The following is a 22,287-nucleotide window of genomic DNA, read 5'->3' as shown; positions in this document are numbered from 1 at the left end:
TAGATAGCCAGGCTCAGCCCCAGCACTTGTCGGTGCCGACCTTGGTATCGATCGACTCGACGCCGGAAACCGGCTTGTCAGTGACGAGCGAAACGCCGGTATCGAAGAAGGACTTGCCTTCGGTCGGCTTCGGCTTTTCACCGCTATCGGCGAACTTCTTGATCGCCTCGACGCCAAGAGCCGCCATCATCAGCGGGTACTGCTGCGAGGTGGCGCCGATGACGCCGTCCTTGACCGACTGGACGCCCGGGCAACCACCGTCAACCGACACGATCAGCACATTGCTCTCCATTCCGACAGCCTTCAGCGCCTGATAGGCACCAACAGCGGCCGGTTCGTTGATCGTGTGGATCACGTTAATGCTCGGATCCTTCTGGAGAAGGTTTTCCATGGCCTTGCGGCCGCCTTCTTCGTTGCCGTTGGTCACATCATGACCGACGATGCGCGGATCGTCTTCATCGCCGATCTTGTTCGGGTCCTTGGGGTCGATGCCAAAGCCCATCATGAAGCCCTGGTCGCGCAGAACGTCGACGGTCGGCTGCGACGGCGTCAGATCGAGGAAGCCGACCTTGGCGTCCTTGGCCTTGTCGCCAAGCGTTTCCTTGGCCCACTGGCCAATCAGCTTGCCGGCGAGCAGGTTGTCGGTCGCAAAGGTCGCGTCGGCGGCATCGGCCGGATCGAGCGGTGTGTCGAGCGCGATGACCAGCAGGCCAGCGTCGCGCGCTTTCTTGACCGAAGAAACGATGCCCTTGGTATCCGATGCAGTGATCAGAATGCCCTTCGCGCCATCGGCAATGCAGCTTTCGATAGCAGCAACCTGGCTTTCGCTGTCGCCGTCGATCTTACCCGCGTAGGACTTCAGCGTAACGCCGAGTTCCTTCGCCTTGGCCGTCGCGCCTTCCTTCATCTTGACGAAGAACGGATTGGTGTCCGTTTTGGTGATCAGGCAGGCGGAAACATCCGCGGCCATGGCCGGAGCGGAAAAAGCAACGCCGAGTGCAAGCGCGCCGAAAGCCAGAACTGATTTCTTCATGAACTCCTCCCAGAGATTAGCCGGAACGCCCGCATGGCAGAACCGGAATTTGAGATACGGGACGACACCGCAAATTCAGTCAAAGGCCTCCTCCAAAGCCGTCCCACACTGTTGACGATCGCAATTAAGAACGAAAAGAAATTCGCTTGTCAATAAATAAATCCAATTGAATTATTAATTCCATGTGGCATGTTGATCATAAATCAGGCATAGGCCAATGAACGGGAGGAGTGGCCAATGTCGTCCTTGGACGGTCCGACGCACGCGCCGGGCACACCACCAATTCTAAATCCGGCGGGAGGCGCGAACCAGGTCAGGGTGCGCGCTTATAACGAGCGGTTGGTCCTTTCGCTGGTGCGCCTCTACGGCTCGCTTTCGAAGGCCGACATCGCACGCCGCAGCGGCCTTTCTGCTCAAACCGTTTCCGTCATTATGAGGGAACTGGAGAGGGAGGGGGTGCTTTCAAGAGGCGAACCCGTTCGCGGCCGCGTCGGCCAGCCGTCGATCCCAATGCACCTCAATCCCGATGCCGTCTATTCCTTTGGCGTAAAGATGGGCCGGCGCAGCGCCGATCTGGTTTTGATGGATTTCGTCGGGCGCATCCGCATGCAGTTGCACCGGACTTATGCCTATCCCCAACCCGACGAAATTCTCGCCTTCATCATTTCCGGCATCCGGGAGCTTGAAAGCAGGCTCGACGAGAGGCAACGGAGCCGGATCGCAGGCATCGGCATTGCCGCGCCCTTCGAGCTTTGGAACTGGGCAGACGAGGTCGGCGCGCCGGAGGGCGCGATGGAAGTCTGGCGCGGGTTCGACCTGCAGGCCGAAGTTGCCGCGCGCGTTTCATATCCGGTCTATCTGCAAAACGATGCAACCAGCGCCTGCGGCGCTGAACTCGTCTTCGGGGTCGGCCCATCCTACCCGGATTTCGTCTACCTTTTCATAGGCTCGTTTATCGGCGGCGGCATCGTCCTCAACTCGGCGATCTTCTCCGGCCGAACCGGCACTGCCGGCGCGATCGGCCCGCTTCCGGTACGCGGCAAGAACGGCGAGAACCGCCAGCTTCTCGATATTGCCTCGATCTTCGTGCTCGAAAACATGCTGCGCGAGAAAGGCATCGACCCTCAGCCGCTCTGGTATTCCGCCGACGACTGGGTGGATTTCGGCGCACCGATGGAGACCTGGGTCCAGGACACCGCGAAAGCCTTGGCCCAGGCGATCGTTGCCGCTGCCTCGATCATCGATTTCAGCGCAGCCGTCATCGACGGCGGCTTCCCCGGCTGGGTGCGCAAGCGTATCGTAAGCGCAACGATCCGCGAGGCCGCGAAACTCGACCTGCAGGGTGTTGTGATGCCAGAGATCATCGAGGGTTTGGTCGGGGCGCAAGCGCGCGCGATCGGTGGCGCGAGCCTGCCGATTTTTGCGCGCTATCTGACCGACCAGAATGTGCTTTTCAAGGAGATCGAAAATGCTGAAGGGACTTGATCCGCTCTTAAGTCCGCAACTGCTTTCGACGCTGCGCGAGATGGGCCACGGCGACGAGATCGCCATCGTCGACGGCAATTATCCGGGTGTCGAGCATGGGCGGCGCCTGATCCGTCTCGACGGCCACGGCGTCGTACCGGTACTCGACGCGGTTTTGAGCGTGCTGCCGATCGACGATTTCGTGCCGGAAGCGATCTTCCGCTCGACCGTCAAGGCCGAGCGCGACAAGCTCGATCCCGTGCACGAGGAAATGATCGACTGCTGCGCCAAGCACGAGCCGCATCGCCAGGTAACGCCGCTCGTCGGCCAGGATTTCTATAACCGCGTTCGCGCCGCCCACGCCGTCATTCAGACAAGCGAGCCGCGTCTCTACGCCAATATCATCCTGCGCAAGGGCGTCGTCTACCCGAAGGCTGCCGGCGAAGGCGCCAAGGCCGAGGTCGAGCCTTTCGACTATTAACGCTTAAATCTCGCCCGCCTGCGGCCCCCAGACATCCGTCAGCGCGAAGCCGTCCGGATGCGGATCGAAGGGGTCGAGCGCCACCTGAGACAGGCCGAAGGTGAAACCGCGGCCGGTGATCGTCGGGATGATGGCCGGGCGGCCCGCGACTTCGGTCACCGCTCGCAAGCCAACCTCGAATTCCGAGCCGATGATCGAGCGTGACCTGAAGATATCGCCGACCTTGGCCATGCCGCGTGCATGGAGCGCAGTCAGGTTTGCCGAGCTGCCGGTGCCGCAGGGCGAGCGGTCGGCACGGCCGGGCCACATGGTCGTGCAGGTGCGCACCGCGCCATCCGGCTCGGTATCGCGGAACATCACATAAGCAACACCGGAGATGGCTGGAATTTCCGGATGTACGACCGGGATGTCGCGATTGATGATCTCCTTGAGGATCATGCCTGCCTGAACGAGGCCTGCGGCATTCGTCTTCTCAATCGTCAGGTTGATCTGGCGGACATCGATCAGTGCATAGAAGATGCCGCCATAGCAGATGTCCGCTTTGACCCTGCCCCAATGCGGCGTTTGGATCTCGACGTCCAGTTGATGGACGAAAGCCGGAACCATGGTGAGTTGCACCTTCTCGCAGCGGCCATCGCGGCAGGTTGCCACCGCCTTTACCAGACCGGCCGCAGTCTCCAGGGTAACGACCGTTTCAGGTTCCTTCATTTCGACGATGCCGGATTCGAGCAGCGCGGTGGTGACGCAAATCGAATTCGAGCCCGAACTCGCATGCGCCTGATCCGGCTGCAGAATGACGAAGGCTGCATCGGCATCGGGATGCTTGGCGGGCAAGAGCAGATTGACGGACCCGATCGGCGCGCCGCGCGGCTCGAGGCAGAGGAAACGGCGAAGCTCGGTGCCCTTGGGGTCGGTATTCAACCAGTGAAGCTGCGCGGCAACGGTCTCGCCAGGGATTTTCGGCAGGCCGCCAATCGCGACCGTGCCGATCTCGCCTTCGCAGTGAACGTCCAGAAGCTGGATGGTACGCTTCCACCTCATTTTATACTCCTATCAAACGTGACGCGTGACGCCGCCATCGACGCGGATATTCTGACCCGTGATGTAGCCCGCGCCGTCGGAAAGCAGGAAAGCTGCGGTCTTTGCGATTTCTTCCATATGGCCGATCCGCTTCATCGGGATCTTGTCAGCGGTTTCCGGCTTGTGGTTAAGGCTGTCGATATAACCGGGCAGGATGCAGTTCATGCGGATATTATCCGCAGCATAGCGATCCGAATAAAGCTTGGTGAAGGCACCTGCGGCCGCGCGATAGGTGCAGGAAACGGGGAAGATCAGTGACGGTTCATAGGCGGCGAAGGTCGTGATGTTTACGAAAGCGCCCTTGCCCTGGTTGAGCATGACGGGCGTCACGAGGCGGGCCATGCGCACCAGCGACAGGATCATCATGTCGGAACCGAGCGTCCACATCTCATCAGTGATATCCAGGAGATCGCCCTTCGGCGGATGACCCGTGTGGTTCACGACAGCGTCGATGCGGCCATAGGTCTTCATCGTCAGGTCGAAAATCGCCTGGATGTCTTCGGCCCTTTCCGCCACGCCGCGCGAGGCAACGCCGCCAAGCTCGAAGGCCAGCTTCTCGCAGCTTTCGGAAGGCGACATCAGCGCCAGACGATAGCCCTGCGCGGCCAGTTCGCGGGCAATCGCCTCGCCCATGCCGCGGCCGCCACCGGTGATCAGCGCTACGGGCTTCGTGTTATCGGACATCGGTTCCTCCTAATATCGGGTTATGCGGAAGGGGGTCATGTCGACCGTTGGTTTGCCCCCATTACCATATCGGCGATCAACTGCGCTGTCGTCGCCGAAAGCGTCAGGCCGAGATGGCCATGGCCGGTTGCATACCACACCCCCGGCATCTTCGATGAAGGCGAGATGATCGGGATCGTATCCGGCAGCGCCGGGCGATGGCCCATCCATTCGGTTGCCTCTTCGATCTTCAAACCGGGCAGCGCACGCTGCGCATGGCGCACGAGCAATCGCGGGCGCCGGAAATCCGGCGGCGCGTCAAGACCCGCTAGTTCGACGTTGCCGCCGACGCGAATGCCGCCGGCCGTCGGCGTCACCATGAACGCCCGATGCGGCCAGATGATCGAATACCGCATCGAGATGCCGGGCTTCATGATCTGCGTGTGATAGCCACGCTCGGTCTCCAGCGGGATCGGCTCGCCAAGCTTTGCTGCAAGCTCGCGCGTATGCACACCGGCTGCCAGTACCACGGAGTTGACCTCGATGCGGCCGCCGTCCTTAAGCAGCACGACAGCATCGCCCGCCGGTTTGCGTTCGATATTGCGCACCACACCCGAAACGAAGCGCGCGCCCGCCGCGTGAGCGGCGTCCGCAAGCTTGACCACCAATTGGTAGGGATCACGGATCGATTTGTTGTCCGGCAAAAGCACAGCCTTCGCGATCGAGGGTGAAAGTTCCGGCTCGTAATGGCGGATCGCGCCGCTGTTCAAGATCTCGAAATCGAAGCCATAGCGCTGCATTAACTCGATATGGCCGCGGTCGGCGGCGAATTCAGCTTCCGTCTCATAGATGGCGAGGCAGCCCTCCTCTGTCATGAGTTCCGGTGCGCCGATTGCAGAAAGCATCGGTCCGGAAATCGCCTAGCGCCCGGCGGGTCAGGTTCATGCCTGCATCTTCGATCCCGCGCAGACGGGACGGACGGCCGGCAGCGATGAAACGCAGGAACCATGGAAGCATTTTCGGTGCGTAAGACGGACGCAGCCAGACCGGCCCCTCGGGATCCATCAGCCAGCGGGGAATTTTCTTCCAGGTCGTCGGACCAGAACCGGCGGTGAAATCGAGCGCGATGCTCGCCATATTCCCGTAGGACGTGCCACGGCCCGGCTCTCCCTTGTCGATCAGCGTCACTTGAAAACCGCGTTGCTGCATTTCGAAGGCGATCGATGCGCCGATTACGCCTGCGCCGACAACGGCGACGGTCTGCTTCCTCTCATTCGTCATATCATCATCCATCAAGACAAGGCTTTACCGGCACGACTTGCGTTGTGATATATCAGAATGAGATGAATGCCTATGAGGAATTTTATTGTGTCGGCAAACCGGCACCGACCGTATCGCCGACCGAGCCCGCGGTATTTTCCACCGACTGGCCGAAGCGCTTCAACTGGGCATCATAGTTGCGGCGCGTGCGCGGATCGAAGATCGCAATCGGGGTGCTGACGGCAACGCTGGCCGCGCTGCCGACCGTCTGCGCGGCGCCGATCGCGACCGCACCAACCGCTTCGCCAAGACCGACCTGCGAATCGGTGATCGTCTGGCCGGCGATCAGCCGGTCGCCGATCAGCTTCACGACTTCCGGGCTTTCGGCGAATTTGCCGTGGTTCAGCCTGTCGCCACCCTTGAGCTTAGTGAGATCGAGGACGGTTATGCCCGCCGCCTCGAGCTTGCTGCGATAGGGCTCGGCCGAAGGATCGATCTGGCCGAGGCGATCGACATTGCCGGAAATGCGGCGCGAAAGCGCCAGCGCGCGGTCGTCGCGCGAAACGAAGATGGTAAAGTGCGGTCTCTCCTCGCCGAGGCTTACGAACTGCCGCCCGAAAACATCAACGTCGAGATCGGGTGAGGCAAGGATGACGTTGTTGATCTTGCTTGCAACATGCCGTCCCGGATCGCCATCTGGCGCAACGCCTCGACGGTCAGCCAAGTGCCCATGGAATGCGCCATGATGGTGATATCGCTGACTGCCGGGTTCTGCGCGGTGCGGCGCAGCAGCTCTTCCAGCGCATCGCGGGAATAATTCGTGCTTTCCTTGTCGTAGTTATAGTCGAAGATGCTTCCGCGCGAGGGCCAGGTGAAGACGACCGGCGCCACGTCCGCATGCGAATCGTGAACGATCTGCGCGAAGCGGTAAACGGAGATCCTCGTAGAGATTGTTGAAGCCATGCACGAAGACCAGCACGCGGCGGCTCTTCGGCATATGGCTCTTCAACCAGACCTCGCCCGCCCGCTCTCCTTCCAGCGGATCGACGGACACGGTAACGAAATCGCGAAGCGGATTTGCCGGCAGGCGCTTCGGCCATTGCACCTGACCGACCTTGCGATTGGCATCCGGCGGTATCGAAACGTCGACCGCATTGACCATCAGGCCGGTGCCGCGCTCGCCGGAAAAGAGGACGGCGGGATCCTTGTCCTGTGCGCGCGTGGTTGCGACGAGAAGATCGACTCTCGACGTGCCCGGCTGCACGGATCCTACCGGCGTCATCACGCCGATGTGCCGTCCGCCGCAGGCCGATAACAGGAAGGCAGCAAGCGTCAGGCTCGCAAGCATCTTCCGCATGGCCCCCGATCCGTCAAACATCCCCTACTCCAACATCGACGCCTGGCTGAACGCTCAACGGCTGCTGCTGCTCAAATACGCCGTGGGCGCAAGGGGAGTCAAATAAGGCACGCAGCCGTTAGCCTCGCAACAGATGGGCAGACTGATTTTCAGGGCTGAAATAGAAAAGAGCCCGGCGCGGGAGGAGGTGCACCGGGCTCTTGATCCTGACTGGCAACTGGGAGGAGGAGTGTTACCAGTCTGCGTAAGAGCGCTGGGAGGAGGAGTGCGCTGCTTACGAAGCTATAAATACCCGATTGATTTGATCGAGAATAGGGTTATTACCGCAACGCAGCAATGCATCTTACGCATGGCTCGGCGCGCAATCTTGCGAAGGCGCCTCATTTTGCAGCAATTTTGATCAGCTGGTTAAAAAATCATTCCGGAAAAGTGCGGTAGCTTACCGCCGATTTTTCGCTTGGTCGCCAAAATCCGCCAACATCTTCCAAAGATCCGCAAAAAGCTCCCTCGCAAAGGCCTCGAGCGGGCCTTCCGGCGGGCGTTCCTGCCAGCGTTCGCCGCCGACACGCAATGTACCGATGACAATCGCAGAGAGAAGCCGCATGCGCGCCCGGATTTCCTTCCCTTCGCCGCCTCTTGCAACCAATGCTTCGGTCAGCTTCTGCTCAAGTTTTGCATATTTCATCTGATCGCGCGCTTTCAGCACGGGCGTGCGACGGATGAGTTCACCAAGGGCGAGCCCACGTTCATCGGCGGAAGCGGCGACGGTTTCCACGATTGCTTCTTCAACGACCTTCAGGGGCGACTCGTTCTTTGGCCTTGCGGCGATGGCAGCCATCAGCCGGTCGGCAAAGGAATCCTGCCAGGCGAAGACGACCTCTTCCTTGGAGGGGAAATAATCGAAAAAGCTGCGCTTCGACACGTCGGCGGAATCCGTGATCTCCTCGATCGTCGTTGCATCAAAGCCGCGCTCGAGAAACAGCGTCATTGCCGCCTGCTCAATGCGCTCGCGCGTCTGGCGTCGCTTGCGCTCGCGGCGCCCTTCAGCGGTGCTGGTCTGCTTCGTTTCAGCCATTTGCGTCCGATTGCATCAGCCGCCAGTCTCTCCTGCGGCCGTTTCCATCTCCGCTTCCCTGCTACGATATTTGAAGCGCTCCCGCGAGAGCGCAAGCGGCTTGCGGCGCGAAATTCTGTAGACTGCGGCAGGCGGCAGGTTCCGCATCGTGCCGCCGATATGTGTTGCCTTGAGCCCCATCCGGTCGAGGATTGGCCGCGGCACAGGGCAGCGTGGGCCGTAAGTGAATTGGTAAAACGCACCCCCAGGCCGCATGTAGGTGAAGGCGCCGGCGAGAATGGCGGTGATCTTGCGCGGCGACATCGAAAGCAGCGGCAAGCCGCTGACCACCGCCCCGACTGGCTCGCCTTGGAAGATTCCGACGTGTGCCAAATGCCCCGCATCCATCTGCAGGACGCGGGCAGACGGAAAGCGGGCCTTGAGGCCATCGATGAATTCGGGGCCATATTCGATCAACGTCAAATCCGCCTCTTTGAGGCCGCGCGCAAGCAGCGCCCGCGTGAAAACACCCGTACCAGGGCCCAGTTCAATGATCGGCCCATCAAGCGCCGCGATTTCCTTCGTCATCAGCTTGGCGAGCGAAACCCCGGAGGGAGCGATTGCAGCGACGCGAAGTGGATTGCTGATCCAGGAACGGAAGAAATGCAGGAAATCCGAGCATGCAATGTCTGCGGTCATGTTGATTGGCCCACTTTTGAAATGCAACGTCATTATCTGCCAGGCATCGCCTCCAGAACGGCAATTCCAAGACGCCATCAGCCCCGCGCAGCATGCGAGGTCATTCATCCCAATTGAACGGGATCCTATCCTTTCAATTACTGCACTTTTATATCTATTGCATTTTTGCACTTAGTGCAACACATGCGAGCCAGATTTATCGACGGCCGCAGACATGCTGCCACACCGGCCAGCGAGCAGTTCCCCTACCGTCAAAGAGAGCGTTCAGATTGCCCTATCGATCGTAGACCGCACGATAGCCTTCGGACGAGGCGCAGGCGTCATACTGCCTGCGCGCAGCGCCGCGTGAGAGCGCTTCCGCTTCGGCGCTGTCATAATCGCCAGTCATCTGTGCACGCACATTATATTGCTGCATCGCTTCGCCATACATCGCATTGGCTTCGCCGATGCACATGACGTGGGCAACGAATGGCGGATTGACTGGGCTGCCGACGGGATAGAGAACCGGCTTGTCGGCATAGGTGACACATCCGACAAGAATGACCGCGACCGCCACCATCGAAATCACAACCTGGGTTCTCGCCTTCATATTTCTCTCCCGCGCCCCGCTCCGCACCATCGCGGCGCAGAACGCAGATACATGCACAAGATTGCGCGAAGCTAAGCAAGTTGATCGACGGCCGTAAAAAGATCGTCTCCCAACCGCTTACATATGCGACCGCCCATTCGCCGTTGACTTCCCGGATGATGAGAGGAAATGTCCCTTATGCATCCCAGGCAAACATAGGGAGTGCCTACGATGACGATCGCGGGAAAACTTCAGGACTATATCGCCGGTGAGGGTATCGCTTACGACACTGTTGCTCATCACCGTACAGCAACAACCAGCCAGTCGGCGCAAGCTGCGCATATTCCCGGTAGCAGGCTGGCCAAATCCGTGGTCGTACATCACGAAACGGGGTATGTCCTAGCCGTTGTTCCGAGCACACACCGGATCGAGCTCTCCACATTGCAGGATCTGATGAACAGGCGTCTTGGCCTCGCCTCGGAGGAGGAAGTTAGCTCGCTTTTTTCGGATTGCGACATTGGCGCGGTCCCACCCCATCGGACCCGCTTACGATGTGCCAGTGATCCTCGACGAAAGCCTCGGCGACGCGAGCGACGTCTATTTCGAAGGCGGTGACCACAAGACACTCGTGCAGTGTCAGATGGGCCCAATTTTCGCAGCCTCATGAAGGATGCGCAAATCGCCCGCTTCAGCCACCTGCCGTAGACATCACGTCATCAGGACCGGCTCGGCATCGATGCCGGTAGCCGCCGCCAGTTTCATCGCAATGAACTCGGCCTTCACGACGCTGTAGATGTCGCCCTGTGAAGAGAACTTGGCGATGTATTTCTCGTCGCCGGCATCAACAGCACCAAGGCATCGCGACTGTAATGGGAATAAGCACGGCCTGACGGTTTTGGCACTGACACACCTATGATCTATAAATAGTCCACGAAACGTCTGCGTGGGCTATTTATAGATCAACCTAGCAGTCTTCGCGGCCCCGCCAAGAATTTGGTCCGTAAAAGCTCATAAAGGTGATTCATGGGCTATTTATGGATCATACTTGAAAACCGGCTCCAAATGCCCCGACATCCAGTACGATCGACGAGTGGCGCAGCTTACTGCAATTCTTGCCACCCATGCCACATACTGAGGCAGGTGCAGCGCGACAAACAAGCGCGTATCGCCTCCAACCTTTAATTCGGCGCTAAAGCGAAGTTATTCATATATCCGGCGCTTGGAATGGAACGGGCCTGGTACGGGTCAGCGCCCATCGCCTTGTGGAAGATAACGCACCCTTGTGGACGAAAGGCAGCCCCTCCGGTGGCCGATGGTCGCAATGTCGACCACATTTGCATCGCAACGAGCCCTTTCCATCACGAAGAGCTACGTGCGCACCTGGAGAGCCACGGCATCGAAATATTTCAAGAGGCTCTCCACGGCTGTGCCCGGGCCATGGGGCATTCGTTCTATATCCACGACCCATTTTGGCAACAAGATCGAGATCAAAGGTCTGCGGAATATCACAACTGACGCACGGAGGGCGCGGCAGCGAAGACCTGATTGTTCAGCCATCAAGAGAAAAACGGATCGTCCGCGTTCTTCAGTTCGCAGGCATTGCCATCGGGATCGATGAACGTTCCGACCGTGCCCCAGGCGAAGCGTTTGATTTCCACGGAGACGCCTCTAGCTTCCAATTCGGCAGCTGCGCCCTCAACGTCCGTGACGTTCAACCTCAGCATGGTCGGATTTTCCTGGTTGGGCTTTCGCTCCTCTCGGGCCATTCCACCTGTTTCAATCATGAGATAGCCGTCGCCAAAGTGCAGACATACAAGCTGGTCTTTCTCGAACCAAACGGGCAACTCCAAAATGTCCCGATAGAAACGAACGCATTCCGCGAAACGCTCAGTCCCAAGTATGATGCCATGCGTTTTTACTCGAAGTGCCGGATGCTGCTTACCAGAATTTCCAGCCATTTCGATCTGTCTCCTCTTCGTCCATGTAAGAAAATCAGAAGTTTCGCGACAAATCGACAGGGTCAATCTGAAAAGCATTGGTCAACCCTGGTTGCTCGGCCATCGTGATTGTGAGCGCGCCGCGGCGGCGGCGCGCTCGACCGATTTCATTTTGAGCGATTGGGCCAGCAGCGTCGCCCGCTAGTGAAGCACGACCACGGCCTCCACCTCGAAGAGCATGGGGCCAATTGCAAGTTTGGGAACGGAAGTTAGAACCTGCGCCGGCAGCGCCTCGCCGAACATTTCCTTAACGTTCTTGGTCAACACCTCAAGCTTGGACATCGTGATCGACCACGAAGACCGAGCTTGGCGACCTGATCCGGCCGTGCACCGAGCGCATCGAGGGCAGTGCGCAAATTTGCGTAGGCCTGCCCAACCTGGACAGCGAAGTCGGGCGACAAGGCTCCCGTCCTGTCTTGGCCGCCTTGTCCGGAGATGTAGGCCACCCGGGCTTGATAGGGGCACAATCACCGCCGTGCTGTAGCCGTTCCTGTTCGATTTCATCGAATATCTAAGCTCCTGTCACCGTCCTATATGACCTCACGCCTTACCCGAACGATGCGTAACAGATGGGCGGCGCGCGTCTCTATGACGCCGCGAATGATTTTGAGGATTTCATGGGTAATGCCTTCCTCTTCGAACTCCACCAGAAGCTTGTGGGCTTCAACCGCCAATGCGCCCTGCCAGCTCGGCCATATCCTTGACCAAGTAGCCGCTGCGCCGCCGCGTGTGTCTGGCACAAGCGTCAGCCACTGCTGTCAGCTGTATCGTATCTGGAACTGAACGGCCGCCGACCGCCATGGCCTGCTTCTTCGCCGAGCCGTGGATAGGCGGCTGTGCACACGACGTCGTAGAGCGGCGCAAGGTCGGGGGAAGTCCCGCCGCTGATAGAGCAGCGGCATAGTTCTTCCCGTGAGCATCTGCGTTGCCAACCAGATAATGGAGATATGAGCGCGCGGATGAAGTTCGAGCCGGTCGGCTGCCGGGACGCGCGGTGGCGCGGTCAATCAGCGCCAGCGACCGCCTCGGTTCCCGGCCCGCCTTCTTCTTCGTATTTGAGCTCCGGTGGCACGCTCGAGCGCCTGGCAGAAATCTTCCTGATGCAGGCGGGTGATTGTTCCGTTTTTATGCGGCGCACGGTCGTAGCGTTCGACCAGCAAGAAACGGGATCGTGCCGCCATGGCGCATCTCAACTGCTGGGCACAGGGAGACTTCAGGCGCGCTGCCAGACGTAGACAGAACAGTTCATTTTCAACGGTGCCGTCGAGAGCCCTGTATGAAAGGCTTCAGGATATGCGTGGTGGGGCGGCCGCCCTTGGCGAGCCCGATGTTCTCGCCTTCAACGCAGACCGCGAGCTTGTCCTGCGCACCGGCAAGCGAGAGGCGTACCCCTTCCTCACCTCCGAGCAAGGGGCGCTCACGAAGTTTGCCGAGAATTTCTTCCAGCCGCTCCGGGCCTAAAACTTCAACGCCATCGTCATCTGACGATGGACGGCGTCTGCACCGGCTGGATAGAGCGACAAAGCCCCCGCACATTCACCGCCGATCACTTCCAGCAGCCCGAAGGCATTGCCAGCTGAGATCCCGAGCGCGCCCGCCAGACGCTGTCGCGCACCTTCATCCGGCAGAAGCCCAGAGAAGAACGGGCGCACGAGCCCGATCTCGCATAGGGCGGCTTCCTGCGAACGGCATGGAAAAGGAAATGGCGCGCGGCTCTGGCCTCGGTCGAGATAGCCGGGATCATAAGCTGTAGCTGAGAGCGCCCCGCATCATCCTGGCTGAGGGCGCCGGCCTTCGCTTCACGGAAATAAACATCCAGCAGATGCGTCATGACAATGCACTCTCACGACGACTGCCCACGGATACGATCAGGCCCAGAGCCGCCGCCACCTGCAGAGCGCGGCCGATCTGGCAACTCTCCTTTCCGGCTTCGAGCTCGCGCACGAAACGCACACCAACCCCCGTAAGCCCGGCGAGCTGTTCCTGTGTCAGTTTCTGCGCCTTGCGCTCCATTGCGGATCAGAGCGTCCAAGGCTTTTGCCATCTATGATTGTCTGCATAAATCACCCCTATCGGGACGATGATAGCAGCTCGGCGGGCAAAAAGCCAGAAAAAGAACCGATCGGGATGATTTCCTGGACAGGTGTGGGCTGTCGAGAAGAAAAAGTCCCGTACGGATCATGCTGCCTCATGCCGCCCTGAAGACAGATCGCGATTCAGCAAAGGCAGCGATAGAGGGGGCGATTCGGAACTCCGCCCTGAGTATCTTCTGGCGCAGGCTGACCGAAGAAACGATTGACACTTCGCGGCCCTGATGCGCGAGAACATCGCGAATGGCCCCTGTGCCTTTCCGCCGTGCATATTTACGCGCGGTGATCGATCAGGTTGAAGTTGATGACGAAGAGATCAGGCTTGCACGGCCGCAAAAGCGAGCTTGAACGTCTCGAACAGCGTCATCACGGCGGCAGTGCCCAGTTTTGTAGGAAATGGCGCACCCGAAGAGAATTCGAACTCCCGACCCCCAGATTCGTAGTCTGGTGCTCTATCCAGCTGAGTCTACGGGTGCGTGCCAAAGCGGCCGTGCCGCTTGCGTGGGCGATCCTCTAAAGCGTCCTTTAGGCGAATGCAATAGCAATTCGAAAAAAATCACGACTTTGGTTGCAGATGGCTGAGTTACGGAATTTGCATCACTTTTCCGCCTGGGTGCGCGAACGATAGTCCTCCAGCGAAACCGGCCGGTCCGGGATTTCGATGCGGAACTGCGTGCCGGCCGCGGGCTTTTCGACGAGGGCGATCGTGCCGCCATGCGCAAGGACCAGTTCGCGCGCGATCGTCAAGTCCAAGGCCTGTGCCGCCGCTGCGGGCCGAACCGCGGAAGGCGGCAAAGAGATTCTGCCGGGCCTTCGTCGGCGTGCCTGGCCCTGTATCGTCAACGATGATGCTGACGACGCTACCGACGCGCTGCGCCGACACAGTGATGCGTTTGACGCCGTCGGGCAGTTTCGCCGGTCAACGCCTGCAACGCGTTCCGGCATAGATTGTGAATCACGCGGAAGAGCTGCTCGCTATCGGCATCGACCTCTATGTCCGTCGGCATCTGCTCGGCAAACTCAACGCCGCTCTGCGGATCTATCGCCAGCATATCGCGCACGTCCTGCGTCAGATCGTAGAGCCTGACCCGCCGGCGGCGCGGCGCCGATTCGCTTGCCTGACCAAAGGAGAGCACTTCCGTCGTATAGCCGACCGCGCGATCGATCGTGCGCAGCAGCTTCGGTGCGAAGCTCTTAACCATCGGGTCATCGACATCTACGAGACGGTCCGACATCAGCTGCGCCGAGGCGAGGATGTTGCGCATGTCATGATTGATCTTTGAGACCGCAAGCCCAAGTGCCGCCAGATTCTTCTGCTGCTTCAGCGTCTTTTGCAGTTCCATCTGCATCGCCGTCAGACGCCGTCCCGCGACCGCCAGTTCATCGCGCCCGCCATCGCCCACGAAGACATGCTGCGGGTTTTCCGGATCGGCTGAAAATTGCTGCATGTTGCCGGTCAGCCTGCGGATCGGGCGGATCAGGATGCGATTAATCACGAAGAAAATCAGCGTCGCGGTAAAGAGCGAGATCAGCACGGAGAGGAGCAGAACATTGCGTGCATAGACGAGCATCGCCGTGCGCAACGGCTTTTCCTTCATCAGCACTTCGACGCCCATGTTCGTCTCGCCGACCGGGCCGTATACGCGGATGATGCGGTTGCCGCCAAAAAGCAGCGTGTCCAGCGCGTCTCCCATGGAACTGATCAGCGTGGCCTTGGTCAGGTCATACTGCTCATCGACGGATGTCGGCATGCTGCTCATCGCCAGAAGCCTGGAGGTGCCTTCCTTGCGAAGAACGATCGCCTTCGTGCCGGTCGCCGCCAATGTTTCCTTCTGCAAAGCGTACGGCAGTTCGACGGGCTGCAGGCCATCGATAACGATGGCGGCAGCAGCAGCCGTGTTTAACTTGTCCTCCAGCCAGCGGATGCGCATGCTCGCGATGGAAGGGAAGAAGATCAGCACTTCGGCGAGCATGATGAACAGGACGGTCAGCCAAAGCAGCTTGCCCGACAGGCCGCCGAACGCACCCGCCGGACGGCCATTTGCGCCGTCCGCCGCAATGTCGACAGTCGAATTTCCGCCTTGCTGTTGCTCCGGCATCGTCATTTCCGATCGGCTAAGCGCCTGAAACCAGACTTCTATAATAGCCGATCGACGTGCGCTTTCAAATCTTCGCGAGCGACGGCAAGCCGTCACAAAAGAAAACGCCGCCCGGAAGCGGCGTTTTCTGACTGTCGACGATACTCAGAATTCTTCCCAATTCTGCGCGGCAACCGCCGCGTTGCCGTTGAAGGCCCGCGAGACGGTCTTCATCACGCGGCGCGCCGGCGAGGCGACAGGACGGTGTTCTTCGCGGCGGGCAACGGCGAGCGGCGCTGCAAAAGCATTCGAAATCCTGAAATGGGCAATAAGATTGACGAGACCGTCGGCTTCTGCGGAGAGTTTGTGCGTCGCAGCCGAGGTTTCCTCGACCATCGCCGCATTCTGCTGCGTCACCTGGTCCATCTGGTTTATGGCGGTGTTGACCTCCTTGAGGCCGGTCGATTGCTCCTTGGCCGCCGTCGCGATCGAGTGAATGTGATCGTTGATCGCGATGACGCGGGTTTCGATCTCGCCAAGCGCCTCGCCGGTTGCCTGCACCAGCTTCACACCGACGTGAACCTCATCGCCGGACTTGGTGATGAGCGCCTTGATGTCCTTTGCGGCCGTTGCCGAGCGCTGGGCGAGCTCGCGAACCTCCTGCGCGACGACGGCAAAGCCTTTGCCTGCTTCCCCGGCGCGTGCCGCCTCGACGCCGGCGTTCAGTGCGAGAAGGTTGGTCTGGAAAGCAATCTCGTCGATTACGTTGATGATCTGGCTGATTTCGCGCGATGCCTGCTCGATGCGGCCCATGGCATCGACCGCGTTACGAACGACGACGCCGGAGCGGCCGGCATCATCCTTCGCTTCCGAGACCATGATGCTGGCTTCCTGCGCCCGTTCCGTCGAATTCTGCACGACGGCCGTGATCTCGTCGAGAGCTGCGGAGGTCTGCTCGAGGGCTGCCGCCTGCTGTTCCGTGCGCCTGGAGAGATCGTCACTGGCAACGCGGAGCTCGTTGGTGTTGCCGTTGATCGCTTCGGTGGTCTCGCGGATCTCGAGCATGGTCGTCTGCAGCGTCTGGAACGTGTTGTTGACGTTCTGCTGCAACTCGGCGAAGGCACCCTGGAAGTCGCCGTGCATGGTCTGGGTCAGATCGCCATCCGCAAGACTTGCAATGACGCGGCGGGTTTCGCCGACGCCGGCATCGACGCTGGAAAGCAGCGTGTTGATATTGCCTGCGAACTGATTGAGGTTCTCGTCCTCATAGTCCTTCTCTATACGGCGGCTGAAATCACCAGCAGCCGCGGCAGCGACCACCACAGACATACTCGACTGCAGGTCGTCGCTCTTGGTGCGCATGGCCGCTTCCTGCGCATGCAGGCGCTTGATGGCCAAGCCGTTTTCCTTGAAGACGGCGACGGCGGCGGCCATCTCGCCGATCTCGTCCTTACGGCCGGCATAGGGCACATCCGCGTCGAAATTGCCGTTGGCGACTTCATTGATGGCGGTCGTTACGCGCTTGATCGGACGGCTGAGATGATTGGTGCCGATGTAAACGCCCATGCCGACACCTGTCGAAATGCCGACGCCGGCAATGGCAAGCACGAGCCAGAACAGCGAAGCACGGAAGGCTTCGATCTCGGCATCGACGGCCTGCAGCTCGGCCTTGTCGGTTTTTACGATCGCATCGATCTCGGCCTGGAAGGCCTTTCGGTTCGCGCGGTTGGCTTCATTGTTGCCTTGGGTGTTGGCGGCTGCCGGTCCGACTTCAGTGCCGAGACGGGCCGTTTCGGTGCGGAAGGCGCGGAATTCCTTGGCGCGCTCGACGAGCTTTCCGAAACTTTCCTTCTGGCTCTCGGGAACGAGCGGCGTCCATCCGGCGATGACCTTGTCGATCTCGTCGAGGTCCGCCATCAGTCCCTTGGCGAAGTTGCCGGTATCCTTGATTTCCTTCGCCGCGTAGATGCCGCGGGCTTCCATTACTGTCGCTGTCACGAAGCGGTTGAGCCGCTCGCCAGCATAGGCACGCTGTGAGGCACTCTTATAGGCGCTGAATTTGTTGTTGTACTCGTTCATGGCAACAAGTGCGGTTGCGCCAATAACAAGGGCGACAGCTGCCATAACGGAAACGAGCAAATTGATCTTGCCGCGGATTTTCAACGGAATGCCTCCTGAGGGACTAACGACAGTCTGGAAAGCAAATTCCCAGCCGATAGAATGAAGATCGGCTAAATGTCTTAATGTTACATTTCGAATGCGATGGTTTAGTACTACAAAAAATTACCCATATTATCCGCCAGCGACGGCATTATTCGCAAAAATTGCATAAACCTGAGTAAAAACATCACCGATGGCATGCCCATCAAGACAAAACCAGCAAAATTCAACCTGTCGACGTGTTGGACGCAATAGTTAACACCATAATGCGAATTTTTGCAGTCTTAAACGGCTGACCGATGAATCACTGGGCGATAATTGACTTCTTGAGGCTTCATCCGTATAAGCCGCCGCACGTTCGGTCACTTCGGTCTTTGGCCTCGCCCGTTCGAAAAACAACGCTCCTTGCAATATGCAAATTCAAGAAGGGCCGCACTCCGCGGTGTTTAAATAAATGAAGCGTACCTACCAACCATCGAAGCTTGTCCGCAAGCGCCGCCACGGTTTCCGTGCGCGTATGGCTACCAAGGGCGGCCGCAAGGTCATCGTTGCCCGCCGCGCGCGTGGCCGCAAGCGTCTTTCGGCCTAAGGCCGGATTGCCCGATAACAGATGGCGGGCGAATTGACGACCACTGAAAAAAACACTGCAGGGCGGTTGAAAAGCCGCCCGCAGTTTCTTGCTGTCCGCAACGGCGAAAAGCGCAAGGGTGGCCTCTTCCTGCTCGAGGTTCTCGACCGGAAAGAGCCCGAAACCGAAGCCCGCGTCGGCTTCACCGTCACAAAAAAGCATGGCAACGCGGTCGAACGGAACCGCATGCGCCGCCGACTCAAAGAGGCGGTGCGGCTTCATGTGGGGTTTGCAATGCAGCCCGGACACGACTATGTGGTTGTCGCGCGAAGAGACTGCCTGACGGCGTCCTTCAAGGAATTGAGCGCGGAGCTTAAGGCACGCGTCGCAAACAAGCCGAAACACAGGCGATCCTCCGACGGACGCCCCAGGAACGTATGATGCAAAACAACCGCAATTATTTCATTGCGATCGCTCTCTCGGTGCTGATCGTTCTCGGCTGGCAGTTTCTTTACATGAACCCGCGCATCGAGGCTCAGCGCAAGGCGCAGGAAGCCCAGAAAGCGCAGCAGCAGAGCGAGCAGACACAGGCTCCTGCAGGCGGCCAGCCCGCACCGCACACAAGTGGCGCCGCGCCGACCGGCCAGGCCGCCGCGACCGCAACGCGCGAGGAAGCGCTTGCAAAGGCGCCGCGCATCGCCATCGACACGGACGCGCTCTCTGGCTCCGTCAACCTGGCAGGTGCCCGCCTCGACGACCTGAAGCTCAAAGGTTATCACGAGACGGTCGACAAGAGCAGCCCGAATCATTACGCTTTTCTCGCCGGCTGACACCAAGGACGGCTACTTCACCGAACTCGGCTATATCGGCACCGACCAGACCGGAGCAGTTCCCGGTCCGTCGACCGTATGGACGGCGCCGGAAGGCGCCAAGCTCACCGACAAGTCACCGGTGACGCTGACCTATACCAATGACAAGGGCCTGACCTTTGCGCGTACGATTTCGGTCGACGACCGCTACATGTTCACCGTCACGGACAAGGTGACGAACAGCGGAAGCACTCCGGCTGCCATTTCGTCCTACGGGCGCGTTACCCGCTACAACAAGCCGACGACGCCCTCCGTCTACGTCCTGCACGAGGGCTTCATCGGCGTCATTGGCGACGGCCTGGTCGAGAGCAAGTACTCTGCTGTCGAGGAGGAAGCCGTCACGCCCGCCAAGTCCACCGGCGGCTGGCTTGGCATCACCGACAAGTACTGGGCCGCAACGATCGTGCCGCCGCAGAAATCGGCCTATGAGGCTCGCTTCTCGCATTTCACCGATGGCCAGCCACGCTATCAGGCCGACTATAAGGAAGACGCCGTAACGGTTGCTCCCGGACAGTCGATCGAACTCAAGAACCTCGTCTTTGCCGGCGCCAAGGAAGTTCCGGTCATCGACGGCTACGAGGCCTCCTACCAGATCCCGCGCTTCGACCGCCTGATCGACTGGGGCTGGTTCTATTTCATCACCAAGCCGATGTTCAAGCTGATGGATTTCTTCTTCCGCTACTTCGGCAATTTCGGTGTCGCGATCCTGCTGACGACGATCGTCGTCAAGGGGCTGTTCTTCCCGCTCGCCAGCAAGCAGTACGCCTCGATGGCGAACATGAAGCGCGTGCAGCCGAAGATGGAAGAGCTCAAAGCCAAATTCGGCGACGACCGAATGGGCCTGCAGCAGGCGATGATGCAGCTCTACAAGGAAGAGAAGATCAATCCGATTGCCGGCTGCTGGCCGATCGCCTTGCAGATTCCGGTCTTCTTCGCGCTCTACAAGGTCATCTACATCACGATCGAAATGCGGCACGCGCCGTTCTTCGGCTGGATTCAGGACCTCTCGGCCCCCGATCCGACCACGATCGTCAACCTCTTCGGCCTGCTCCCCTTCGAAGCGCCCGCTCTCCTCCATCTCGGCGTATGGCCGCTGATAATGGGTGTGACGATGTTCGTGCAGATGCGCATGAACCCGACGCCGCCCGACCCAACGCAAGCGATGATCTTCAACTGGATGCCGCTGGTCTTTACCTTCATGCTGGCAAGCTTCCCGGCCGGCCTCGTCATCTACTGGGCCTGGAACAATACACTCTCCGTTATTCAGCAGGGGGTAATCATGCGCCGCCACGGTGTGAAGATCGAGCTCTTCGACAATCTCAAGGGCTTGTTCCGGCGAAAACCGGCGCCATCGAAGTGAATGAGGAAGCCTCGCTTCGGCGGGGCTTTTTCTTTTCGGCAACCTGTTTTCAATGAGGGCCGATCGGCGACCGTTGGTTGACAAAATCATGCGAAACCTGAATCCCTTATGCGCAATGGATTGGGACGCGCTGGAAAAGCGGAATGACGCAAAACAACGAAAAGCCACTCTTCGGGCGGCCGTGGATCTTCATCCGTGGCGTGCCTTCCATGAAGTTCCTGCCACCGGAAGGGCCGCTGGAAGTGGCATTCGCCGGGCGCTCGAATGTCGGCAAGTCGTCGCTCATCAATGCGCTTGTCGGACATAAGGGACTGGCGCGTACCTCGAATACGCCGGGCCGGACGCAGGAGCTGAACTACTTCGTTCCCGAGGGTTATTCCGGCGAAGGCGGCGACCTGCCGCCGATGGCGCTCGTCGATATGCCAGGCTACGGTTATGCGCAGGCGCCAAAAGACCAGGTCGACGCCTGGACGAAACTCGTGTTCGATTATCTGCGCGGCCGCGCTACGCTGAAGCGCGTCTACGTGCTTATCGACAGCCGCCATGGAATCAAGAAGAACGACGACGACGTTCTGAGCCTGCTCGACAAGGCCGCGGTTTCCTACCAGATTGTTCTCACCAAAACCGACAAGATCAAGCCGCCCGCGGTCGCCAAGCTGCTCGCGGAAACGGCAGAGAAGATCAAAAAGCGTCCAGCGGCCTTCCCATTCGTTATTGCCACCTCTTCCGAGAAGAGCGAGGGATTGGATGAGTTGCGCCAAGCCATTGCCGAAACGGTCGAGATCAAGAACTGGAATTGAAGGGAGGCGCCCGCAGGCGCCTCCCCTCCTTCGTCCTTAGATCCATCACGTCTTAGGCAGAAGCACCTTGTCGACGACATGGATTACGCCGTTCGACTGCTTGACGTCGGCGATCGTCACACGTGCCGTGCCTCCCATTTCATCGGTCAGCGTGATCTTGCCCATGCTTTCCTTGGCTTTCAGCACGCAGCCGCCCACTGTCTTGATGTCGTGCTCGCCGCCATCGTCCTTGATCATTTTGGCGACGGCCTTCGCCATCGCATCTGCTGCAACCACGTGGCAGGTCAGCACCTTGACGAGCGTGGCCTTGTTTTCCGGCTTGAGAAGCGTCTCGACCGTGCCCTTCGGCAGGGCGGCGAAAGCCTCGTTCGTCGGTGCGAAAACCGTGAACGGACCTTTGCCTTCGAGCGTGCCGACAAGCCCGCCGGCCTTCACCGCCGCGACCAGCGTGGTGTGGTCCTTCGAGTTGACGGCATTGTCGATGATGTTCTTCGTCGGGAACATCGGAGCGCCACCCACAATGGGGTTGGCGGCCTGCACAGCAAAAGCGATTGCGGATCCGGCGGTGGCAAGCGCAATGGTGCGCAAAGCTGGCTTCATCATGATCATCCTCCTCACGTCCGGCGCCGGTTCGCGTGCGGAATGCCTCGGCCGGCCCGGACACCGAGATGTACGAGGCGATGCAGAAAGAGTTTCAGAGGAGACA

At 59.5% G+C, this 22,287-nt stretch carries 17 protein-coding genes, 1 tRNA gene and 8 pseudogenes; 8 read left to right on the top strand and 18 right to left on the bottom strand.

Going from position 1 to position 22,287, the window contains the following annotated elements:
- Positions 1–13 precede the first annotated feature (13 nt).
- Complete coding sequence (locus tag ACW4PC_RS16770; RefSeq protein WP_022713541.1) at positions 14–1,033, bottom strand: sugar ABC transporter substrate-binding protein; 1,020 nt, start codon at positions 1,031–1,033, stop codon at positions 14–16.
- A 237-nt stretch (positions 1,034–1,270) separates the two neighbouring features.
- Here ACW4PC_RS16770 and ACW4PC_RS16765 point away from each other — a divergent pair, with 237 nt between their 5' ends.
- Both ACW4PC_RS16765 and ACW4PC_RS16760 read left to right on the top strand, forming a co-directional pair.
- The gene (locus ACW4PC_RS16765; RefSeq protein ID WP_455874500.1) at positions 1,271–2,518 is read left to right on the top strand and encodes an ROK family transcriptional regulator; all 1,248 of its coding nucleotides are present in this window, start codon (positions 1,271–1,273) and stop codon (positions 2,516–2,518) included.
- Complete coding sequence (locus ACW4PC_RS16760) at positions 2,502–2,978, top strand: RbsD/FucU family protein (RefSeq protein ID WP_455874499.1); 477 nt, start codon at positions 2,502–2,504, stop codon at positions 2,976–2,978. Before ACW4PC_RS16765 ends, ACW4PC_RS16760 begins: the two co-directional genes overlap by 17 nt.
- A gap of 3 nt (positions 2,979–2,981) precedes the next feature.
- Here the strand turns inward: ACW4PC_RS16760 and ACW4PC_RS16755 are convergent, their stop codons facing one another.
- The 7 genes and pseudogenes from ACW4PC_RS16755 to ACW4PC_RS16725 all read right to left on the bottom strand — a co-directional run bounded on the left by ACW4PC_RS16755 (position 2,982) and on the right by ACW4PC_RS16725 (position 9,680).
- On the bottom strand, positions 2,982–4,019 hold the full coding sequence (locus tag ACW4PC_RS16755; protein WP_455874498.1) for a 4-hydroxyproline epimerase: 1,038 nt from the start codon (positions 4,017–4,019) through the stop codon (positions 2,982–2,984).
- A 12-nt stretch (positions 4,020–4,031) separates the two neighbouring features.
- Positions 4,032–4,742, bottom strand: coding sequence for an SDR family oxidoreductase (locus ACW4PC_RS16750; RefSeq protein WP_455874497.1), 711 nt, complete (start codon positions 4,740–4,742; stop codon positions 4,032–4,034).
- A 9-nt stretch (positions 4,743–4,751) separates the two neighbouring features.
- Positions 4,752–6,002: pseudogene (locus ACW4PC_RS16745) on the bottom strand (NAD(P)/FAD-dependent oxidoreductase).
- An 82-nt stretch (positions 6,003–6,084) separates the two neighbouring features.
- Positions 6,085–7,338, bottom strand: a pseudogene (locus tag ACW4PC_RS16740) (alpha/beta hydrolase).
- Positions 7,339–7,777: 439 nt separating this feature from the next.
- Positions 7,778–8,413, bottom strand: a complete 636-nt coding sequence (locus tag ACW4PC_RS16735; protein WP_455874496.1) for a TetR family transcriptional regulator — start codon at positions 8,411–8,413, stop codon at positions 7,778–7,780.
- A gap of 15 nt (positions 8,414–8,428) precedes the next feature.
- The gene (locus ACW4PC_RS16730; protein ID WP_455874495.1) at positions 8,429–9,091 is read right to left on the bottom strand and encodes a class I SAM-dependent methyltransferase; all 663 of its coding nucleotides are present in this window, start codon (positions 9,089–9,091) and stop codon (positions 8,429–8,431) included.
- A 274-nt stretch (positions 9,092–9,365) separates the two neighbouring features.
- Positions 9,366–9,680, bottom strand: coding sequence for a hypothetical protein (locus tag ACW4PC_RS16725; protein WP_455874494.1), 315 nt, complete (start codon positions 9,678–9,680; stop codon positions 9,366–9,368).
- Between the two features lie 210 nt (positions 9,681–9,890).
- Here ACW4PC_RS16725 and ACW4PC_RS16720 point away from each other — a divergent pair.
- Positions 9,891–10,364, top strand: a pseudogene (locus ACW4PC_RS16720) (aminoacyl-tRNA deacylase).
- Between the two features lie 6 nt (positions 10,365–10,370).
- Here the strand turns inward: ACW4PC_RS16720 and ACW4PC_RS16715 are convergent.
- The 4 genes and pseudogenes from ACW4PC_RS16715 to ACW4PC_RS16700 all read right to left on the bottom strand — a co-directional run.
- A pseudogene (locus ACW4PC_RS16715) lies at positions 10,371–10,505 on the bottom strand (type II toxin-antitoxin system HipA family toxin); the annotation flags it as partial.
- Positions 10,506–11,215: 710 nt separating this feature from the next.
- Complete coding sequence (locus tag ACW4PC_RS16710) at positions 11,216–11,695, bottom strand: VOC family protein (RefSeq protein ID WP_455874493.1); 480 nt, start codon at positions 11,693–11,695, stop codon at positions 11,216–11,218.
- Positions 11,696–11,797: 102 nt separating this feature from the next.
- Positions 11,798–12,145: pseudogene (locus ACW4PC_RS16705) on the bottom strand (RidA family protein); the annotation flags it as partial.
- 518 nt (positions 12,146–12,663) lie between these two features.
- Positions 12,664–12,873 (bottom strand): HipA domain-containing protein, encoded by a 210-nt coding sequence (locus ACW4PC_RS16700; protein ID WP_455875040.1) that lies wholly within the window; start codon positions 12,871–12,873, stop codon positions 12,664–12,666.
- Positions 12,874–12,949: 76 nt separating this feature from the next.
- Between ACW4PC_RS16700 and ACW4PC_RS16695 the strand changes: the two genes are divergently transcribed.
- The gene (locus ACW4PC_RS16695) at positions 12,950–13,117 is read left to right on the top strand and encodes a hypothetical protein (protein WP_455874492.1); all 168 of its coding nucleotides are present in this window, start codon (positions 12,950–12,952) and stop codon (positions 13,115–13,117) included.
- Here the strand turns inward: ACW4PC_RS16695 and ACW4PC_RS16690 are convergent.
- The 5 genes and pseudogenes from ACW4PC_RS16690 to ACW4PC_RS16670 form a co-directional block, all read right to left on the bottom strand.
- Positions 13,114–13,344: pseudogene (locus ACW4PC_RS16690) on the bottom strand (HipA N-terminal domain-containing protein); the annotation flags it as partial. The gene ACW4PC_RS16695 and the pseudogene ACW4PC_RS16690 sit on opposite strands and share 4 nt — an antisense overlap.
- A gap of 139 nt (positions 13,345–13,483) precedes the next feature.
- Positions 13,484–13,669: a helix-turn-helix domain-containing protein gene (locus ACW4PC_RS16685; protein WP_455874491.1), complete on the bottom strand. Its 186-nt coding sequence runs from the start codon at positions 13,667–13,669 to the stop codon at positions 13,484–13,486.
- 474 nt (positions 13,670–14,143) lie between these two features.
- Positions 14,144–14,222, bottom strand: a tRNA-Arg gene (locus tag ACW4PC_RS16680).
- A gap of 121 nt (positions 14,223–14,343) precedes the next feature.
- Positions 14,344–15,845 (bottom strand): annotated as a pseudogene (locus tag ACW4PC_RS16675) (ATP-binding protein).
- Positions 15,846–15,989: 144 nt separating this feature from the next.
- A complete protein-coding gene (locus tag ACW4PC_RS16670) occupies positions 15,990–17,987 on the bottom strand; it encodes a methyl-accepting chemotaxis protein (protein WP_455874490.1) in 1,998 nt (665 codons plus the stop codon).
- A gap of 451 nt (positions 17,988–18,438) precedes the next feature.
- On the opposite strand from ACW4PC_RS16670, the gene rpmH reads away from it, so the two are divergent.
- The 4 genes and pseudogenes from rpmH (at position 18,439) to yihA (ending at position 21,581) form a co-directional block, all read left to right on the top strand.
- Positions 18,439–18,573, top strand: coding sequence for a 50S ribosomal protein L34 (rpmH, locus tag ACW4PC_RS16665; protein ID WP_016552555.1), 135 nt, complete (start codon positions 18,439–18,441; stop codon positions 18,571–18,573).
- Positions 18,574–18,594: 21 nt separating this feature from the next.
- Positions 18,595–18,993 (top strand): ribonuclease P protein component, encoded by a 399-nt coding sequence (rnpA, locus tag ACW4PC_RS16660; RefSeq protein WP_455874489.1) that lies wholly within the window; start codon positions 18,595–18,597, stop codon positions 18,991–18,993.
- A pseudogene (gene yidC, locus ACW4PC_RS16655) lies at positions 18,993–20,781 on the top strand (membrane protein insertase YidC). Before rnpA ends, yidC begins: the two are co-directional and overlap by 1 nt.
- Before the next feature lie 143 nt (positions 20,782–20,924).
- Positions 20,925–21,581: a ribosome biogenesis GTP-binding protein YihA/YsxC gene (gene yihA / locus ACW4PC_RS16650; protein WP_022713523.1), complete on the top strand. Its 657-nt coding sequence runs from the start codon at positions 20,925–20,927 to the stop codon at positions 21,579–21,581.
- Between the two features lie 45 nt (positions 21,582–21,626).
- Here yihA and ACW4PC_RS16645 read toward each other — a convergent pair whose 3' ends face one another.
- A complete protein-coding gene (locus ACW4PC_RS16645; RefSeq protein WP_455874488.1) occupies positions 21,627–22,184 on the bottom strand; it encodes a fasciclin domain-containing protein in 558 nt (185 codons plus the stop codon).
- Positions 22,185–22,287: the final 103 nt, after the last annotated feature.

This window comes from Rhizobium yanglingense, assembly GCF_977109285.1.
Note: the sequence above shows the minus strand (reverse complement) of the source record. Positions and strands in the feature narration are given on the sequence as shown.

What these genes read in the sequence shown, in the direction of transcription:
- ACW4PC_RS16770 (WP_022713541.1), bottom strand. Translation starts at nt 1,033, where the DNA reads ATGAAGAAATCAGTTCTGGCTTTCGGCGCGCTTGCACTCGGCGTTGCT.
- ACW4PC_RS16765 (WP_455874500.1), top strand. Translation starts at nt 1,271, where the DNA reads ATGTCGTCCTTGGACGGTCCGACGCACGCGCCGGGCACACCACCAATT.
- ACW4PC_RS16760 (WP_455874499.1), top strand. Translation starts at nt 2,502, where the DNA reads ATGCTGAAGGGACTTGATCCGCTCTTAAGTCCGCAACTGCTTTCGACG.
- ACW4PC_RS16755 (WP_455874498.1), bottom strand. Translation starts at nt 4,019, where the DNA reads ATGAGGTGGAAGCGTACCATCCAGCTTCTGGACGTTCACTGCGAAGGC.
- ACW4PC_RS16750 (WP_455874497.1), bottom strand. Translation starts at nt 4,742, where the DNA reads ATGTCCGATAACACGAAGCCCGTAGCGCTGATCACCGGTGGCGGCCGC.
- ACW4PC_RS16735 (WP_455874496.1), bottom strand. Translation starts at nt 8,413, where the DNA reads ATGGCTGAAACGAAGCAGACCAGCACCGCTGAAGGGCGCCGCGAGCGC.
- ACW4PC_RS16730 (WP_455874495.1), bottom strand. Translation starts at nt 9,091, where the DNA reads ATGACCGCAGACATTGCATGCTCGGATTTCCTGCATTTCTTCCGTTCC.
- ACW4PC_RS16725 (WP_455874494.1), bottom strand. Translation starts at nt 9,680, where the DNA reads ATGAAGGCGAGAACCCAGGTTGTGATTTCGATGGTGGCGGTCGCGGTC.
- ACW4PC_RS16710 (WP_455874493.1), bottom strand. Translation starts at nt 11,695, where the DNA reads ATGCTTTTCAGATTGACCCTGTCGATTTGTCGCGAAACTTCTGATTTT.
- ACW4PC_RS16695 (WP_455874492.1), top strand. Translation starts at nt 12,950, where the DNA reads ATGCGTGGTGGGGCGGCCGCCCTTGGCGAGCCCGATGTTCTCGCCTTC.
- ACW4PC_RS16685 (WP_455874491.1), bottom strand. Translation starts at nt 13,669, where the DNA reads ATGGAGCGCAAGGCGCAGAAACTGACACAGGAACAGCTCGCCGGGCTT.
- rpmH (WP_016552555.1), top strand. Translation starts at nt 18,439, where the DNA reads ATGAAGCGTACCTACCAACCATCGAAGCTTGTCCGCAAGCGCCGCCAC.
- rnpA (WP_455874489.1), top strand. Translation starts at nt 18,595, where the DNA reads ATGGCGGGCGAATTGACGACCACTGAAAAAAACACTGCAGGGCGGTTG.
- yihA (WP_022713523.1), top strand. Translation starts at nt 20,925, where the DNA reads ATGACGCAAAACAACGAAAAGCCACTCTTCGGGCGGCCGTGGATCTTC.
- ACW4PC_RS16645 (WP_455874488.1), bottom strand. Translation starts at nt 22,184, where the DNA reads ATGATGAAGCCAGCTTTGCGCACCATTGCGCTTGCCACCGCCGGATCC.